The 17,375-nt window shown below is 61.5% G+C and carries 17 protein-coding genes and 1 pseudogene; 12 read left to right on the forward strand and 6 right to left on the reverse strand.

The window, feature by feature from the left end:
• Positions 1-31 precede the first annotated feature (31 nt).
• From hemC to HU742_RS00415, 6 genes and pseudogenes are all read left to right on the forward strand, one after another.
• On the forward strand, positions 32-973 hold the full coding sequence (gene hemC, locus HU742_RS00395) for a hydroxymethylbilane synthase (RefSeq protein ID WP_186633784.1): 942 nt from the start codon (positions 32-34) through the stop codon (positions 971-973).
• Positions 970-1,716 (forward strand): annotated as a pseudogene (locus HU742_RS26740) (uroporphyrinogen-III synthase); the annotation flags it as partial. The gene hemC and the pseudogene HU742_RS26740, both read left to right, overlap by 4 nt.
• 36 nt (positions 1,717-1,752) lie before the next feature.
• The gene (locus tag HU742_RS26745) at positions 1,753-2,883 is read left to right on the forward strand and encodes a uroporphyrinogen-III C-methyltransferase (protein WP_346656837.1); all 1,131 of its coding nucleotides are present in this window, start codon (positions 1,753-1,755) and stop codon (positions 2,881-2,883) included.
• The gene (locus HU742_RS00405; RefSeq protein ID WP_186633791.1) at positions 2,880-4,127 is read left to right on the forward strand and encodes a heme biosynthesis protein HemY; all 1,248 of its coding nucleotides are present in this window, start codon (positions 2,880-2,882) and stop codon (positions 4,125-4,127) included. The genes HU742_RS26745 and HU742_RS00405 overlap by 4 nt, the downstream gene beginning before the upstream one ends.
• Positions 4,128-4,364: 237 nt before the next feature.
• A complete protein-coding gene (locus tag HU742_RS00410) occupies positions 4,365-4,907 on the forward strand; it encodes a disulfide bond formation protein B (RefSeq protein WP_186633794.1) in 543 nt (180 codons plus the stop codon).
• A 176-nt stretch (positions 4,908-5,083) separates the two neighbouring features.
• Entirely contained in the window at positions 5,084-5,542 is a 459-nt protein-coding gene (locus HU742_RS00415; RefSeq protein WP_039590209.1) for an Rsd/AlgQ family anti-sigma factor, read from the forward strand.
• Positions 5,543-5,598: 56 nt separating this feature from the next.
• Here HU742_RS00415 and HU742_RS00420 read toward each other — a convergent pair whose 3' ends face one another.
• A complete protein-coding gene (locus HU742_RS00420) occupies positions 5,599-6,264 on the reverse strand; it encodes an FKBP-type peptidyl-prolyl cis-trans isomerase (protein WP_186633796.1) in 666 nt (221 codons plus the stop codon).
• 193 nt (positions 6,265-6,457) lie between these two features.
• On the opposite strand from HU742_RS00420, the gene HU742_RS00425 reads away from it, so the two are divergent.
• The gene (locus HU742_RS00425; RefSeq protein WP_186633799.1) at positions 6,458-7,624 is read left to right on the forward strand and encodes an AlgP family protein; all 1,167 of its coding nucleotides are present in this window, start codon (positions 6,458-6,460) and stop codon (positions 7,622-7,624) included.
• On the opposite strand, the gene HU742_RS00430 is transcribed toward HU742_RS00425, so the two are convergent.
• A complete protein-coding gene (locus HU742_RS00430; RefSeq protein ID WP_186633802.1) occupies positions 7,621-8,085 on the reverse strand; it encodes a TIGR02444 family protein in 465 nt (154 codons plus the stop codon). The genes HU742_RS00425 and HU742_RS00430 overlap by 4 nt on opposite strands.
• A gap of 50 nt (positions 8,086-8,135) precedes the next feature.
• On the opposite strand from HU742_RS00430, the gene HU742_RS00435 reads away from it, so the two are divergent.
• From HU742_RS00435 to HU742_RS00445, 3 genes are all read left to right on the forward strand, one after another.
• Positions 8,136-10,046: an ATP-binding cassette domain-containing protein gene (locus tag HU742_RS00435; protein WP_186633805.1), complete on the forward strand. Its 1,911-nt coding sequence runs from the start codon at positions 8,136-8,138 to the stop codon at positions 10,044-10,046.
• Positions 10,046-10,627: a mechanosensitive ion channel family protein gene (locus HU742_RS00440; RefSeq protein ID WP_186633808.1), complete on the forward strand. Its 582-nt coding sequence runs from the start codon at positions 10,046-10,048 to the stop codon at positions 10,625-10,627. The genes HU742_RS00435 and HU742_RS00440 overlap by 1 nt, the downstream gene beginning before the upstream one ends.
• A gap of 93 nt (positions 10,628-10,720) precedes the next feature.
• Complete coding sequence (locus HU742_RS00445) at positions 10,721-11,353, forward strand: LysE family transporter (protein WP_186633809.1); 633 nt, start codon at positions 10,721-10,723, stop codon at positions 11,351-11,353.
• A 160-nt stretch (positions 11,354-11,513) separates the two neighbouring features.
• Here the strand turns inward: HU742_RS00445 and HU742_RS00450 are convergent, their stop codons facing one another.
• The 4 genes from HU742_RS00450 to HU742_RS00465 are packed head-to-tail and all read right to left on the reverse strand — an operon-like array spanning position 11,514 to position 14,680.
• Positions 11,514-12,257, reverse strand: coding sequence for a penicillin-binding protein activator LpoB (locus HU742_RS00450; RefSeq protein WP_186643409.1), 744 nt, complete (start codon positions 12,255-12,257; stop codon positions 11,514-11,516).
• A 3-nt stretch (positions 12,258-12,260) separates the two neighbouring features.
• Positions 12,261-12,848 carry a penicillin-binding protein activator LpoB gene (gene lpoB, locus HU742_RS00455; protein WP_186612758.1) on the reverse strand — a complete coding sequence of 196 codons (588 nt, stop codon included), beginning with the start codon at positions 12,846-12,848 and terminating at the stop codon, positions 12,261-12,263.
• Positions 12,849-12,898: 50 nt separating this feature from the next.
• Positions 12,899-13,267, reverse strand: a complete 369-nt coding sequence (locus tag HU742_RS00460) for a YcfL family putative periplasmic lipoprotein (RefSeq protein WP_186643410.1) — start codon at positions 13,265-13,267, stop codon at positions 12,899-12,901.
• A gap of 18 nt (positions 13,268-13,285) precedes the next feature.
• On the reverse strand, positions 13,286-14,680 hold the full coding sequence (locus HU742_RS00465) for a COG3014 family protein (RefSeq protein WP_186643411.1): 1,395 nt from the start codon (positions 14,678-14,680) through the stop codon (positions 13,286-13,288).
• Between the two features lie 312 nt (positions 14,681-14,992).
• Between HU742_RS00465 and HU742_RS00470 the strand changes: the two genes are divergently transcribed.
• Positions 14,993-16,891, forward strand: a complete 1,899-nt coding sequence (locus HU742_RS00470; protein ID WP_186643412.1) for an FTR1 family protein — start codon at positions 14,993-14,995, stop codon at positions 16,889-16,891.
• A gap of 24 nt (positions 16,892-16,915) precedes the next feature.
• On the forward strand, positions 16,916-17,371 hold the full coding sequence (locus HU742_RS00475; protein ID WP_186643413.1) for a YaiI/YqxD family protein: 456 nt from the start codon (positions 16,916-16,918) through the stop codon (positions 17,369-17,371).
• The last annotated feature ends 4 nt before the right edge of the window (positions 17,372-17,375 follow it).

Here is a 17,375-nt window from a genome sequence, read left to right on the forward strand (position 1 = left end):
TCTGCCGTATCTTTTAAGTACGGATTGATCCATGTCCCCTCGCGAGATCCGCATCGCCACCCGTAAAAGTGCCCTGGCCCTCTGGCAGGCCGAATACGTCAAAGCCCGCCTCGAGAGCGCCCATCCAGGCCTGACCGTGACGCTGGTGCCCATGGTCAGTCGCGGCGACAAGCTGCTGGACTCGCCGCTGTCGAAAATCGGTGGCAAGGGCCTGTTCGTCAAGGAGCTTGAGACCGCCTTGTTGGACAACGAAGCCGACATTGCCGTGCATTCCATGAAAGATGTGCCCATGGACTTCCCTGAAGGCCTGGGCCTTTTCTGTATTTGCGAGCGGGAAGATCCGCGCGATGCATTCGTCTCCAATACATTTCCCAGCCTGGAAGCGCTGCCTGCCGGGAGCGTGGTGGGCACGTCCAGCCTGCGTCGCCAGGCGCAATTGCTGAGCCGTCGTCCCGACCTGCAGATCCGTTTCCTGCGAGGCAACGTCAACACGCGCCTGGCCAAGCTCGATGCCGGCGAGTATGACGCGATCATCTTGGCCGCCGCCGGCTTGATACGCCTGGGCTTCGAGGACCGCATCACCTCAGCCATCAGCGTCGATGACAGCCTGCCCGCCGGTGGACAGGGTGCGGTGGGTATCGAGTGCCGCGGCGCGGACAGCGAAATCCATGCCCTGCTGGCGCCGCTGCACCATGAAGACACCGCGGTGCGAGTCTTCGCTGAGCGAGCCCTGAACAAGCATCTGAACGGCGGTTGCCAGGTACCGATTGCCTGCTACGCCGTGCTTGAAGGAGAACAGGTCTGGTTGCGCGGCCTGGTGGGCGATCCGAGCGGTGAGCAACTGCTCAGCGCCGAGGCACGGGCGCCGCGCCGCGACGCCGAAGCTTTGGGTGTGCGGGTCGCCGAAGACCTGTTGAGCCAGGGCGCCGACGAAATCCTCAAGAAAGTCTACGGCGAGGCAGGCCACGCGTGACGGGGTGGCGGCTGCTGCTCACCCGGCCGGCGGACGAGTCTTCGGCCCTGGCGGCTGTGTTGGCGCAAGCGGGAGTCTATAGCAGCAGCCTGCCGTTATTGGATATCGAGCCGATCCCCGTGTCCGAGTCCGGGCTCGCCATGCTCAAGGCGCTGGATCAGTATTGTGCGGTGATTGTGGTCAGCAAACCCGCCGCGCGTCTGTGCGTGGAGCTGTTGCGCCAACACGGGGCGCATCCGCCGCAGCTGCCATGGTTCAGCGTAGGGGCTGCGACGGGGCAAATTCTTGCCGACGCCGGCCTTAGCGTTTCTTATCCTGATAATGGCGATGACAGCGAAGCCTTGCTTGAACTTGCAGCGTTGCGGAAGGCTATCGAACGGCCCGAGCCCCGTGTCTTGATCGTGCGTGGTGAAGGCGGGCGCGGCTTGCTGGCGGAGCGTTTGCGCGAGCAAGGTGCTAGTGTCGATTATCTGGAGCTGTACCGGCGCGGCCTGCCGCATTACCACGAAGGTGAGTTGCCGGCGAAGGTTGAAGCGGAACGCCTGAACGCGCTGGTGGTCAGCAGTGGGCAGAGCTTCGAGCATCTACACCGGCTTGCCGGTGAAGCGTGGCCCGCCCTGGCGCGGCTACCATTGTTTGTTCCAAGCCCCAGGGTCGCCGAGTTGGCGCGTGCCGCCGGGGCCCGGACAGTTGTGGATTGCCGTGGCGCCAGCGCCGCGGCTTTGCTGGCGGCTTTACGGGAACAGTCCGTGCCGTTTTCTAATGCAAAGGATGGATACGTGAGCGAAACAGCCTTGCCAAAAGATCAAGACCAGCCAGCGATCGAAGCTTCGATTGAAACGCCGGCCCCTATGGCGCCGCGTCGCGGCAACGGGCTGGCAATTGTCGCGTTGTTGTTGGGCGCCGCTGGCGTAGCCGTGGGTGGTTGGGGCATCTGGCAAGTGCGTCACTTGCAAGCCAACACCCAACAGCAATCCGCCCAGGTCCAGGCGCTCAATGACCAGGCTCAGAGCCTGAAGCTCAATGATCAACGCCTGAGTGAGCGCCTGGAGCAACTGCCACCGGCCCAAGAGCTGGAAGAGCGGCGGCGCCAGGTCGCCCAGCTGCAAGGCGACCAGCAACGCCTCAATCAGCGCCTGGAAACCGTGCTCGGTGCCAGCCGCAAGGATTGGCGCCTGGCCGAAGCCGAGCATTTGTTGCGCCTGGCCAGCCTGCGTCTTTCCGCCCTGCAGGACATCAGCAGCGCTCAGGCGCTGGTTCAGGGCGCGGACGAAATCCTGCGCGAACAGAACGACCCGGGCTCGTTCGCTGCTCGCGAGCAGTTGGCCAAGACCCTTGCCGCGCTGCGCAGTACCGAACAACCGGATCGCACCGGGCTGTTCCTGCAACTGGGCGCCCTGCGTGACCAGGTGCTGCAGCTTTCGGAGGTGGCTCCCGAATATAAGGATCGCGGTGAATCGCTGTTGGGCCTGACTGCCGATGGCGATGGCGCCAGCCGGTGGGCGCAGTGGTGGGATCGAATCTCGCGTTACATCCGCATCGATTTCAATGCCGACGAAAACGTCCGCCCGCTCCTGGCCGGGCAGAGCCTGATGCAGGTGCGCCTGGCCTTGAGCCTGGCGCTGGAGCAGGCGCAATGGGCCGCCCTCAACGGCCAGGCAGCGGTGTATACCCAGGCGCTGGCCGAAGCTCGTGACGTGCTCAAGAACAATTTCAATCAGGACAACCCGCAGAGCAAAGTCATGCTTGAGCGAGTCGTTGAACTGAGCAAGTCGCCAGTGACGGTGGTCACGCCGGACCTGACCGGCACCCTGAGCGCCGTCCAGGCCTATCTTGAACGCCGCAATGTGAATGCCGAGGAATCGGTCAAGCCGATGCCCAAGGCGGGCGAGCAGGAGACCACGCCATGAAACGCCTCTACGTGATTCTGTTCGTCGTCATTGCCGTTGCCGCCGTGCTCGGCATGGCGATTGCCGAGCATTCGGGTTACGTGCTGGTGGCGTACAAGAATTTCCGTTACGAAGCCGGACTCTGGGTCACCCTGGCGTTGGTGGCGGTGCTCTGGCTGGTGTGGCGGGGCGTGAGTGCGTTGATCGGGCTGGTAACCACTTCCACCGGAGTGGTCAACCCATGGTCGCGACGCAACCGCAGCCGTCGCGTGCAAGTGGCGATCGAACACGGCCAGTTGGATTTGGCCGAAGGGCGCTGGGCCAGCGCCCAGCGACATTTGCATCGTGCCGCCGAAGCCGAGCGCCAACCCCTGCTGTATTACCTCGGTGCCGCCCGTGCGGCCAATGAGCAAGGCCTCTACGAGCAAAGCGACAGTCTGCTGGAGCGTGCCCTGGAGCGCCAGCCCCAGGCTGAGCTGGCCATTGCTTTGACGCATGCGCAACTGCAGACGGATCGGGGCGACACCGACGGTGCGCTGAGCACGCTGCAAGCCATGCACGAACGTCATCCCCATAACGCCCAGACCTTGCGCCAACTCCAGCGACTGCACCAGCAACGCGGGGATTGGTCGGCGGTGATCCGGCTGTTGCCGGAGTTGCGCAAGGACAAGGTCCTGCCAGCGGCCGAACTGGCGGAACTGGAGCGTCGGGCTTGGGGCGAGAACCTCACCCTGGCGGCTCAACGCGAAACCGATGGCAGCGTCGGCTTGCAATCGCTCAGCCGCGCCTGGCAACAGCTGACCTCCGCCCAGCGCCAGGAGCCGGCACTGGTATTGGCCTACGCCGAGCAACTTCGGCAACTGGGAGCCCAAGTGGAAGCCGAAGAGGTGTTGCGGGCCGCGCTCAAGCGCCATTACGACAGCCACCTGGCGCGTTTGTACGGTTTGGTTCGTGGTGGTGATCCGATCCGGCAACTGCAAGCGGCCGAGGGTTGGCTCAAGGACCATCCGAACGATCCGAGCCTGCTCCTGACGTTGGGGCGCCTGTGCCTGCAAAACAGTTTGTGGGGCAAGGCCAGGGATTATCTCGAAAGCAGCCTGCGGGCCCAGCGCAATCCCGAGGCGTGTGCGGAGCTGGCCCGGTTGCTGGCACAGCTGGGGGATGCCGAGCGCAGTAATCAGTTGTTCCAGGAGGGCTTGGGATTGCTGGATGAACGCTTGCTGGCGGCACCCTTGCCGGTTTCGTCCCAAGTCCTGGGCACTTGAGACGGATGTTGTTTGTGGCGAAGGCACTGTTAGCGTTAGCGGGGAAGCGTGAATTTCGTCCGATTTAGGGGCTCCCGGCGTGCCTTCAGCAAAGTCCTACGGCTGATGACGCTATGTCCCATGATGTCTGTCGGGAATTCCCTACACTCCTGGCGAACTCTCCGCAACAGCCTGCCTTGAAAGGCCTGAGGGCTTTCCTCTACCGTAACAGCTTGTCTCTCCTGTTACGGAACCGCCATGTCTTTGGCCAGCTCACGCTTCTTGTTTCTCATGGCTTCCATCGCAGCAGCCTTGGCTTTGGGCGTTTCCAGTTATCTGGAATACGCGGTCGGCCTTTCCCCCTGCAGCCTGTGCATTCTGCAGCGGTTATGCCTGATGCTGTTCCTGATTAATTGCCTTGGTGCATGCGTACATGGCCCAGGGCGAAGGGGTAGCATGGTTTATGCAGCAACGGCCGTGATTTTCGCGTCGGCAGGGCTGGCCCTGGCGTGGCGAAATGTTCTGGCGCAGACCGATTCCGATGAGCTTTTGCCTGACTGCATTACCCACTTGAGGGGGGCAGATTCCTGGTGGCACGCCATGCGTCACGTTGCCAATGGTGCGTCCGACTGCACGAACATCACCTGGACGTTGTTCGATCTGAGCGTTCCCGAATGGAGCCTGCTGTTTTTTCTCGCTGTATCTGTTTCGATGACCTACCTGCTGTTGCGCCTGGCCTGGAATGCCCTGCTACGGCCCTTTAGCGGCAAGACGTCGCAGTTGGTCCGGGCGCTGGATTAAACACTTGTATGAACTTTATCTCCTGCGTACCTTGAAGCAGCTGTCGTGCGGGCATAATCTGGCCCGCACGTATCATTGGAATCATGCCACTCGATCATGTTGTGTCTGGCTTGCCCCTGGTCATACAGGCGTGTTTCAGACTGCGAGGGGCATGACTCAGAAGGGAAGAAATCACCATGCTCGAAAGTTGTCAGAATGCTCAGGAACGCTGGGGTGGAGTGCATCTGCTAATCGACCGCTGGTTGCAGGAGCGTCACGAACTGGTTCGAGCCTATGATGCTCTTGGCGACAAGCCTGAAGCACTGAGTGAAAGTCGCAAGCCGCTGCAAGAATTTTGCGGTGTGCTGGTGGACTATGTATCAGCTGGTCATTTCGAGATTTACGAGCAACTGACGGGCGAGGCCAAGGCCTTCAACGACAAGCGTGGCCTGGAACTGGCCGATACGATTTATCCACGCATCGACGTCATCACCGAGAAGCTGTTGGCTTTCAATGACCTCTGCGATGAAGGCAAATGCGTAGCGGAAAAATTCAAGGAACTGGGCGGCTTGCTGCATGAGCGTTTCGAACTGGAAGACTGCCTGATCGAAGTGCTGCACAACGCCCACAAGGAAGAGGCTGCGGTCCAGGCTTGAGGGAATCGCGGTAACAGGAAACGGTGCGCATTGCGCACCGTTTTTCGTTTCAAGCTTCAGGTCGTCGCGCCGAGCAACTCGATTTCAAACACCAGTGGCGTGAACGGCGGAATCAGGTCCCCGGCACCTTCGGCGCCATAGGCCAGGGTGGAAGGAATCACCAACCGCCACTTCGCGCCCACCGGCATCTGTGGCAGCGCACTGCGCCAACCATCAATCACGCTGTCGAGATTGAACCACTGCGCTTGATGGTTGGAATCGAATACGGTGCCGTCAGGCAATTTACCGACATACCGCACCTGGACCTTGCCGTGGAGTCCGGCTTTCGCGCCGCTGCCTGACTTGAGTTCGGTCAGCAGAATGCCGTCCGGCAGTTGCTGGACGCCTGGCCGGTTTTTTTCCTCGCTGAGAAATTTCTGCTCTGTCTTCAGCGCCATTGCTTCTTGCGGTGTTGCCGACTGCGCCGTCAATTGCGCCTGGTGTTCGGCCAGGATTCGTTCGATGCGTTCATCCTTCAAGGCCAATGGCTTGCCGAGGTAGGCTTGTTGCAGACCTTCGACCAGAGCCTGTATCTGGAGGTCGGGCACGTCTTGGCGCAGGCGTTCGCCCAGGCTTGCGCCGAGACTGTAGGCCAGGTCGCGGGCATCGTTTGCGTTGGTTTTTTCGGCGGCCTGAGCCGTGGAGCAAACCATGCAAAGGAGTAAAAAAAGGTGACGCGACATGTGTACTTTCTCCGGCCTCGATTCGAGGGATTATGCCAGTGCCGATATCAATAAAAGCGAGTTGCCCAGGCGACGGCGCAGAAGATTTTTTGTCTCGTGCAACGCAACGCCATGAGTAGTGTCAACATGCCCTAGCGGCGGTTGCAGCAGAGGTCTAGTATGAGCCGCACTCACGTCAGTCAGGAGGTAAACCATGTCGGCCACCAAGAAGCCTGTAAATACTCCGTTGCACTTGCTCCAACAACTCTCGGGCAGCTTGCTCGAACATCTGGAAAATGCCTGCTCCCAAGCCCTGGCTGATGCTGAAAAACTGCTCGCCAAACTGGAAAAGCAACGCGGTAAGGCGCAGGAAAAACTGCACAAGTCGCGCACCAAGCTGCAAGACGCTGCAACCGCCGGCAAGGCCAAGGCACAAGCCAAGGCCAAGGACGGCGTGAAAGAACTCGAAAACCTGCTCGATGCCTTGAAGGATCGTCAATCCGAAACCCGCGCGTACATCCTCCAGCTCAAACGTGATGCCCAGGAAAGCCTGAAGCTGGCCCAAGGTGTCGGTCGCGTCCAGGAAGCTGCGAGCAAGGCGCTGAGTCTTCGTGCTGCCAAGCCTGCCGCTGTATCGGCCAAAAAACCGGCCGCTAAACCTGTCGCGGCAAAACCCGCAGCCAAGGTGGTTGCCAAGCCGGCCGTCAAGGCTGTGGCAAAAGCGCCTGGCAAGCCGGCGGCCAAACCTGCCGCGAAAAAAACCGCTGCCGCCAGCGCTGTGAAACCTGTCGCGAAAACGGCCTCCACCAAGGTTGCCGCCAAGCCTGCGGCAAAAACCGCGGCCGCCAAACCTGCTGCCGTCAAGCCTGCTGCAAAAGCAACCGCCAAACCGGTTGCCAAGCCTGCCGCTAAGACCGTCGCCGCCAAACCCGCTGCGACGAAAACTGCTGCTGCCAAACCTGCTGCCAAACCTGCTGCCAAAGCAACTGCAAAACCTGCCGCTGCCAAACCGGCAACCAAGCCTGCGGCAACCAAGACTGCTGCTGCGAAACCCGCCGCGGCCAAGTCAGTTGCCAAGCCTGCGGCCAAGCCAACTGCTGCCAAGGCTGCGGCCAAGGCTGCGGCTAAACCCGCTGCCAAGCCTGCTGCGAAACCCGCCGCGACCAAGCCGGCCGCTGCAAAACCTGCTGCCAAGCCCGCTGCGAAGCCGGCCGTGAAGAAGCCCGTTGCGGCAAAACCGGCGGCTGCTCCAGCTGCCAAGCCTGCGGCTCCAGCAACCACGCCAGCAGCGACACCCGCTCCTGCGGCGAGCACGCCAGCACCGGCGCTGAATCCAAGCGTCGCCACGGCATCGAGCACCACGACACCCAGCGCTTCTTAAGTACCCGATACCGCGACGCGCAGCTGATGCAGCGCGTCGTGGTTGGCTAGGTCGGTGCTCGCCGCCAGCCTGGGCAGCCATTGCGCTGCATCTCGCTGTTGTCCTTCTGGCCAGTCCTCGGCCGCTGCCTCCAATCGTTCGAGCAATTGCCGTTCGGCTTCCAGTTCCAGCCTCTTGACCTGTTCGCGAAGATCACTCAGCCCTGTGTCCCGGAGGGCGTGCTCTTTCCATCGGGTACGCAACGTGCGCAACGGTTGGACGACCGCTGCGTCCCAAGGCTCGGCCAGCTGTCGCAGCTGTTGCAGCCGCTGTTCGTTGCACACCACACCGCGTCGTTCCAGCCACAGCCCACAAAGCATCAGGCAGACGTTCCCGCCGCACGCCTGCAGCGCCAGGCATGCAGGCTCCACGCCAGGCTTGGCGTAAAGGTTGACCGCAAAGCTCCATAGATCAGAGGACATCGTGCTACTCGCGCCAGTTGCGAGCGAAGCTGGTAGACTCCGCCGCCATTATGATTCGACTTCAGAACCTGACTTTACAGCGTGGCCCGCAACGTCTGCTAGAAGACGCCGAGCTGACCCTGCACGCCGGCCACAAAGCCGGCCTCATCGGCGCCAACGGCGCCGGCAAATCAAGCCTGTTCGCTTTGTTGCGCGGCGAGTTGCACCCCGATTCCGGCGATTGCTTCCTGCCGGCCGATTGGCGCATCGCCCATATGCGTCAGGAGGTCGATACGCTCGAACGCCTGGCGGTGGATTATGTGCTCGACGGCGACTTGCGTCTGCGTCAGGTTCAGCGCGACCTTGAAGCCGCCGAAGCGGCCCATGATGGCGCCGCCCAGGCCCGCCTGCATTCCGAGCTCGATAGCGCCGATGGCTACACCGCCGATGCCCGTGCGCGGAAGTTGCTGGCCGGGCTGGGTTTTACCAACGAGCAGATGGATCGCCAGGTCGGCGATTTCTCCGGCGGCTGGCGGATGCGCCTGAACCTCGCACAAGCCCTCATGTGCCCGTCGGACTTGCTGCTGCTCGATGAGCCGACCAACCACTTGGACCTCGACGCCATCATTTGGCTTGAGGACTGGCTCAAGAATTATCCTGGCACGCTGCTGCTGATTTCCCACGACCGCGACTTCCTCGACGCTGTGGTGGATCACGTGGCGCACGTCGACCAGCGCAAGATCACCTTGTACCGCGGCGGTTACAGTGCCTTCGAGCGTGCCCGCGCCGAGCGCCTGGCGCAGCAGCAGCAGGCGTACGAGAAGCAGCAGGCGCAGCGTGCGCACATGGAGAGCTACATCGCGCGTTTCAAGGCCCAGGCCACCAAGGCCCGCCAGGCCCAGAGCCGGATCAAGGCCCTGGAGCGGATGGAAGAGCTGTCGGCGGCCCATGTCGATTCGCCGTTCGATTTTGTCTTCCGCGAATCGTCCAAGATATCCAGTCCGCTGATCGATCTGTCCGACGCGCGATTGGGCTATGGTGACAAAACCGTTCTGGAGAAGGTCAAGTTGCAATTGACCCCCGGTGCGCGAATCGGTCTGCTGGGGCCTAACGGTGCGGGCAAATCGACCCTGATCAAAAACCTTTCCGGTGAGCTGCAGCCGTTGGCCGGACGCCTGACGCGGGGTGAAAACACCGTGGTCGGTTATTTCGCCCAGCATCAATTGGATTCCCTGGATGCCAAGGCCAGCCCGCTGCTGCATCTGCAACGCCTGGCGCCGACCGAACGCGAGCAGACACTGCGGGATTTCCTTGGCGGTTTTGACTTCCGCGGCGCGCGGATCGACGAACCGGTGCTGAACTTCTCCGGTGGCGAGAAGGCTCGACTGGCGCTGGCGTTGATCGCCTGGGACCGACCCAACCTGCTACTGCTCGACGAACCGACCAACCACCTGGACCTGGAAATGCGCCTGGCCCTGACCATGGCGTTGCAGGAATTCAGCGGCGCGGTGCTGGTGGTGTCCCACGATCGGCACTTGCTCAAGAGCACCACGGACAACTTTTTCCTGGTGGCCGACGGCAAAGTCGAAGAGTTCGATGGCGACCTCGAAGACTATGCGCGCTGGCTGGTGGAATATCGCCAGCGCAACGCACCGGTCAGCAACACGCCGGTGAACCCCGACAAGACCGACAAGAAAGCCCAGCGCCAAGCCGCCGCGGCGTTGCGTCAACAATTGGCACCGCACAAGCGCGAGGCCGACAAGCTCGAAGCCGAGCTGGGCAAGCTGCATGAAAAACTGCAGAAAATCGAAACCAGCCTTGGCGATAGCGGTCTTTACGAGGCAGCACGCAAGGATGAGCTGCGTGATCTGCTGGCTGAACAGGCCCGGCTGAAGGTCAAGGAAGCGGAACTTGAGGAGGCGTGGATGCTAGCCCTGGAATTGCTCGAAAACCTGCAAGCGGAGCTGGAGGCGTTGTCCTGATGGAAGCGTTGTCCTTGCCCATACCCGTCATGTGGATCGAGCCGATCTGGCTCGGCGTGCAAATCCTGCTGATCCTGTTGTCAGGATATGTTGCCCAACGTTTCGTGGCGCGCGCGCTGACGGGCCTTGGCGAACGCTACCCATTGCCGACCCAGTTGGTGATCATCCTGCGCGGTGTGCTGCGCTGGCTGATCATGGGCAGCGCGGTGCTGGTGGCCCTGGAGCGCCTGGGCGTGTCTGCCACGGTGCTGTGGACCGCGTTGTCGGGGTTCGTCGCGGTGGCGGCGGTGGCGTTCTTCGCGATCTGGAGCGTGCTGTCGAACCTGCTGTGCGCCATCCTGATCTACACCGTCGGGCCGTTCCGCCTCGGTGATGTGGTCGAGCTGGTAGAGTCCACCGACAAACCCGGCATCAAGGGGCGGGTCGTGGCCATCAATCTGCTCTACACCACACTGATCGAACCCGAAGAACTGGGTACCGGTAGTTCCATGGTGCAAGTGCCCAATAGTCTGTTCTTCCAGCGTTCGGTCCGCCGCTGGCGTGGCAGCGAGGCCTTTCCGGTCGGCGGTTTCGTCGAGTAGACCGATTCCCTTGGGTTTCTGAAAAAAACGGTGGTGATCCGCACGGCGGCGCATTAGCTTATTCGTTTCGACGAGTCTGAGCCGAGGTGTGCGATGTTGCTGGAAACGTGGCTGGCGTTCTTCGCCGCTTGTTGGGTTATCAGCCTTTCGCCGGGCGCGGGTGCGATTGCATCGATGTCCAGCGGCCTGCAATACGGCTTCTGGCGCGGATACTGGAACGCCCTGGGCTTGCAATTGGGCCTGGCGCTGCAAATCGTGATCGTCGCGGCGGGTGTTGGCGCGATCCTCACCGCGTCCGCCACCGCGTTCTACGCGATCAAATGGTTTGGCGTTGCGTACTTGGTCTATCTGGGCGTCAAGCAGTGGCGGGCCATTCCCGCTGACCTCAGCGACGATGCGGCCGTGCGGCCCATCGGCAAGCCGCTGGCGCTGGTGTTCCGAGGCTTCCTGGTGAACATCAGCAACCCCAAGGCCTTGGTGTTCATGCTTGCGGTGCTGCCGCAGTTCATCGATCCCCACGTACCCTTGATCAAGCAATACCTGATCCTGGGCCTGACCATGATCTGCGTCGACCTCGTCGTCATGGCCGGGTACACCGGACTGGCGTCCAAGGTCCTGCGCCTGTTGCGCACGCCGAAACAGCAACGGCGGATGAACCGAACCTTTGCCGGACTGTTCATCGGCGCAGCGGGTCTGCTGGCGACGATTCGCAAGGCTTCGGTGTAGACCAACCAACTGTGGCGAGAGCGCCTTGTGGCGAGGGGATTTATCCCCGCTCGAGTGCGCAGCGCTCGCAAGATCTTGGGGCTGCGTCGCCCGAGGCGTCGGACCAGCCCAGCGGGAGCAAGCTCCCTCGCCACGAAAAGCAGTTATCTGGCAATGCGATTCAGCGCAGGATCACCGGAACGGTATCCCTCGGCAGGTTATTACGCTGCACCGGCTCGCCAGCCTGTTCATGGCTCGGGCCGCCGAGCTGCTCGCTCATCTGCCGCGCCACGTCCTCTCCCAGGGCCTTGGACACCTCACGTACCACCCGCGGACGATTGAGGCTTATACGCACGTCCCGATGGTTCAACAGCTTGGTATCCTGGCCTTCGCCCATGGCGGTGAAAGCCGAGGTGATTTCAAAGGTCTTGGTATTGATCAAGCTGAAATCGGCCACCAGCGTCAGCGCAAGCACAGCCGAGTAACTGTCTGCAGTGCCGAGTTCGTTGATGTCACGGGTGAAGTCGATGTCCGACACGGTGCCGAACAGCACGTAGTCGGCGCCCTTGAAGTTACCCGCCTTGATTCGCTTGATCACGTCGTAGACGTCGCCCTTGGACGATGCGGTATACGGCGTGCCTTGCACCAGCTGGAACATCCCGCTGCGCAGGATTTCACCCTTGATGTCACCGGTAAACTTGCGCAGTTCACCTTGCTCGATGTAGCTGCTGGTGGCTTCCATCTCGTCGTAGCTCGACGAAGCGCTGGCGCTGTAGCCGTTCGCCTGGAAATTGCTCTGGGCCGAAACCGTATGGATGTATTCCTCCACGCGTTCCTGATACGCCAGGTCAGTCACCGCCACTTTTGGGGCCGCCTGCGCGCTGAATGCGCAAGCCAGGGCCATTATGCCGATCCATGTGCGCATGGGTTAGCGCTCCGTCGTCTTGCGGATTTCTTTCTCGTCCATCCATTCGGCCAGACCGCTTTCAACGTCGATCAATTGCAGGCTGAATTTGTAGAAGACGTCCTTGTAGTCTTCGCTGCGCTTGACGATCGAGCTGATGGAACCCTCGATGCGATATTTGGCGGCGATCATGTTGCCGGTCTTGGCCACGGTGCTCTTCTTGTACAGGCCGCTCTGGTTTTGCAGCTTGAGCTGGTCGACCTGGCTGTCCATGGCGTTGTTGTCGCTGGCAAAGCGTGCGGCGCCGGTCTTCATCAGTTGGGTCTTGATGCTGGTGGTGATTTCGCGGGTATCGATGTACTCGCTGGTCTTGTTCTTCACGTCATAGACCTGGACCACCGGACGGCCCTGCAAGACGCCGGACTGGGCGAGGGAGCGGGTCATGGATTCGGCGATCATCTGCAGGTCGGTGGAGCCGAACTCGTTGGTGACGGTTTCCACGGCCTTGGTGTCGCCATAGCTGATGTTCTTGTTGCCCAGGACCGGTGAATTGTTGGCGCAGCCGCTAACGAGCAGGGCGACGAGGGCAAGGGATGAAATGCGTACAAACATGTGGGGTGCTCTCAAATAACTGCAAAAAAGGTTTTTTTGTCCGGCAAGCCTTACGGGGTATTGATTTCCAAACGGAAATCCACCGCCTTGGGTGTTGGCGCGATGGCCGGCAAGAAGCGCGTCTGTTCACCGTATAGCGTCAGGGTTTTCCAGCTTTCCTCTTCAGCGATCGGGAACCCTTCCGGCCCCAGCCAGGCAAAGCGGTAGTACAGGGTCTTGTTGTTGTAGCTGGTGTTGCTCAACTGCACGTTGACGGTCATGTAGCCGTTTTCCCGGGCGACGCGCATGGCACCGACCACGATATTCTTGGTCTTGCCCATCGCCACGACCTTGCTGGCGGCGCTGCCGGGTTCCGGCGGTGGGGTGGCGCAACCGGCCAGCAAGGCCAGGACGCCGACGGCGATCAGTTTTAAACGCATGTGAACAAGACTCCGTTCTTAAGGTTGCTTGAGAGCGATGGCGGTGGGGTTGGCGCTGGGGATCACCTGGGCCGCGAGGCCGCCGGCGAAGACCTGGTTGCCCACCGCCCGCAGGCTGATGACTTGGTAACGCTGGTCGATCTTGACCTTGACCACCGAGCCGCCTACCGCACTGGGCAGGGTGACTTGGTGCTCGCCCTTCTTCAGGCGCAGGCGCACCACTTGGGTGTAATCCGGCAGGGTGCGCCAGGTCCGGGTGTCGGCGCCTTCGAGCACGGCCGAGGTGATGCCCACGGCCAGGCCGGCCAGGGGGTTGGTTTCGTTGATCTGTTTTTGCGCCACGCCACGGGTAATCGCCCGCACGGAAGTGCGCAGGATGATCCCCGGCATGTCATCGCGCAGGGCCCGGCGCGACATGGCGGTGGTGCTGTTGAGCTGGGTCAGGTCCAGCTGGCGACCGTCGACGCCGATCTGGGTAAAGGTAGCGGTGGACGTGTCTGGCTTGATCAGCGGGAACGACAACGGCGTGATGACCAGATTTCCACTGATGGGCAAGGGCAGCGGGATGCGGATTGAATCCCGGGACGGCGCCAGGCCGCTCTGCACCACGATCAGAATATCGCTGTCGTCGTCCTTGGCGGCAGGCTTGTCGAGGTTGAGCAGCGCCTGCTCCAGCAGCGGTGTGTTGGGGCGCAGTTCGGCGGCTTTGCGATAACCCGGTGCGGCCAGGTCTTTTTCACCCAGGGCTTCGTAGACGAAGCCGGCCAGGTAATGGCTGAACGCGCTCTGATAACTGTTTTTCAGGCTCACCACTTCAGGGGCGTCCAGGCTCGCCACCGGATAACCTCGCAGGTCCTTGTATTCGGTCTTGACCCCTTGCTTCTCGGCGTCCTCCTCGCGCTTGAGATATTCCTTGTCGCGCAAGTCGGCAATCACGGCTTCGCGCTCGTGGGTCTTCTTGATCTGCGTCCGGGCGCCGTCGAAATCGTTCACGGCCAGCAAGTTCAAGGCCATCTGCGTGGTGAGCATGACTTTTTCATAGTCGTAGCCCTCGTAGCGCCGGACTTTGTCGTTGACCAGAAAACTGCCGAACTGCGCCAGGTACTTGGCGGTATCGAGCTTGACGGCGTCTTCCCACTGCCCGACTTGCTGGTCGGCGCTGCCCCAGGCGGTCTGGCTGCCAGAGAGGTCGCCCTTGGCGCGCAGCAGCTCACCCTTTTCGAAGAAATAGAGCAGGTCTTTGTCTTTGCTGGTGTTGTTTTTTTCCAGCAGGGTCAACGCCGCGTCGACGTTGCCAGAGGCAAGTTGCTGATTGGTCTGGGCCAGTTCGCTGTCGTAGTTGCGAAACGCCGAGCAGCCGGACAGCAAGGTGATCGCGCCGAGGGCGACCGAGAAAAGGGCACGGGATGCCATGAACACTTCTTCCCTGAGTATCAGCCGGGTGTGCGGGTCGGGCTGGGGCGATCCACGGACAGGCGCTTGTGCGCCGTCGGTTCCTCAAATCCAGAGGAGCTGTTATGCCGTCTTCTAATAAGAAGGCGGCGCATTATAAGCAGTGGATTTGTTTGCGTAGTGGCTTTTTGATTTCTAAATGATGTTTTTGTGATGTCATCTTCAAAGCATGAAGATCCGATGAAAATGCTTGGGCAAAACACATCGGTGCTTGAGCCAAGCGCATTGGAAGTGAACAATGTGTTACTTCTTATTTCCGATCGAGAGTCATTCATGACTGCCCCGTTTCGTTTTCTGGCCTGGTTGGCGTTGCCCTTGCTTGCGCTGTGCAGTGCCAACTTGCTGGCTGACCCTGTTGAAGGTGCGCCTCAGGCCCTGCATTTGTTGGATTACATCGGGGCGGATTACCCGGCGACTGTCGAGGCCGGAAAGGTCATCGACGAGGCTGAGTACCGTGAGCAACTTGAATTTACCGGGGCGTTGGAAGGGCTGGTCGGCGCACTGCCGGCCAAGCCGGAAAAGGCCGAGTTGAGTCAAGGCATCAATTCCTTGCGCAAGGCGATCACCGAGCGCCAGGACGGCGTTGACGTTTCCCACCTGGCGCGGCAGTTGGGCGCAAGGCTCGCCGTGGCGTATGAAGTCAGCCAGGCGCCGATCATCACCCCGGATCCGACCCGCGGTGCGCCGCTGTACGCCCAGCACTGCTCGGTCTGCCATGGTGACACCGGCGCTGGCGACGGCCCGGCGGGCGTCGGCCTGGAGCCGCCGCCCGCGAACCTGCGCGACGGTCAACGCCTGGATCGGCTGAGCCTCTATGCGATCTACAACACATTGGGCATGGGCGTCGAAGGCACCGACATGCCGGCCTTCGCCGACCAGTTCGATGACCGTCAGCGCTGGGACCTGGCGACCTACATTGCCAGCTTCAGCGCCGACCCGGCTGCAGCCAAGGGCGAGCAGACCTTCAACCTTGCCGATCTGGCCCGCCAGACCCCGGCCGAAATCCTCGCCGCCCAGGGGCCTGCGGCAGCGGCGACATTCCGGGCCCAGCGGGCCCAGCCACCACAAGTGCAGCGCGGTCCGGCGCAGTTGCTCGACTATACCGCCGCGACATTGGATAAAAGCATCGCGGCGTATCGTGCCGGTGATCATGACCAAGCCTACGACTTATCGGTAGCGGCGTATCTGGAAGGCTTCGAGCTGGTGGAAAGCTCCCTGGATAACGTCGACGCCAACGTGCGCAAGGACACCGAAAAGGCCTTGATGGCGTTCCGTCAGTCCTTGCAGGATGGCTTGCCAATCGAGCAGGCCGAACAGCGTCTGGACATGGCCAAGGCCAAGTTGAAGGAATCCGCGGGCCTGCTGGGTGGCGATGGCTTGAGCTGGTCGCTGAGCTACATCTCGGGCTTGCTGATCTTGTTGCGCGAAGGCCTGGAGGCGATTCTGGTACTGGCGGCTATCCTGGCGTTCCTGCGCAACACCGGGCAGCAATCGGCGGTTCGCAGCGTCAACGTCGGTTGGGGCCTGGCACTGCTTGCCGGCCTGGCGACCTGGGGGCTGGCCGCGTATGTGATCGACGTCAGCGGCGCGCAGCGGGAGCTGCTTGAAGGTGCAACCGCGTTGTTCGCCAGTGTGATGGTGCTGTGGCTGGGCGTGTGGATGCACGACCGACGCCACGCGGCGGCCTGGCAGGATTACATCAAGAGCAGCCTGGTGGGCGGCGGTGGTCGTTTCGGTTTTGCGATCCTGGCGTTCTTCTCGGTCTATCGGGAGCTGTTCGAAGTGATCCTGTTTTACGAAACCCTATGGCTGCAGGCCGGTCCTGCCGGGCATGACGCCGTGCTGGCGGGCGGCGCGACGGCGCTGGTCCTGCTGGTAGGGTTGGCCTGGGTGATTTTGCGAGGTTCGGCGAAACTGCCGCTGGCGCTGTTCTTCAGCATCAACGCTGCACTGCTATGCGCGTTGTCGGTGGTGTTCGCCGGGCATGGGGTGAAGGCCTTGCAGGAAGCCGGGATCTTCGGCACGCACCCGGTGGCCTTTTTCGACTTCGATTGGCTGGGCATCCATGCCGATGCATATTCACTGGCGGCCCAGGCCGTGGCGATCACGGCCATCATTGTGTTGTACGGGCGTAGCTGGGTGGCGGAGAAGCGTCGAGTTCAGGTTTCCTGAACATCAACATGAGGAAACAACACAATGCGTGTATGGATCGACGCCGATGCCTGCCCGAAGGCGGCGAAGGAGCTGGTGGTCAAGTTCGCCTTGAAGCGCCAGTTCGAGGTGGTGCTGGTCGCCGGGCAACCGCAGACCAAGCCGGGCCTGGCGCTGGTGAAGCTGATCGTGGTGCCCAGTGGTCCTGACGCGGCGGATGACTATCTGGTGGAACATGCCGTGCCTGGCGAACTGGTGATTTGCAGCGACGTGCCGCTGGCCGACCGTCTCGTGAAGAACGGCGTCGCTGCCCTGGATCCTCGCGGCAAGGAGTTCGACGCGCAGAACATGGGCGATCGACTGGCGGTGCGCAACCTGTTCACCGATCTGCGTGAACAAGGCCATATGGGCGGCGGCCCGGCGGCTTACAGCGAACGGGACAAGCAGGGGTTTGCCAATGCGCTGGACCGGATACTGACGCGTTTGGCCCGCTTGCCCTGAGTCT

This window comes from Pseudomonas marvdashtae, from assembly GCF_014268655.2.
GTDB lineage: Bacteria > Pseudomonadota > Gammaproteobacteria > Pseudomonadales > Pseudomonadaceae > Aquipseudomonas > Aquipseudomonas marvdashtae.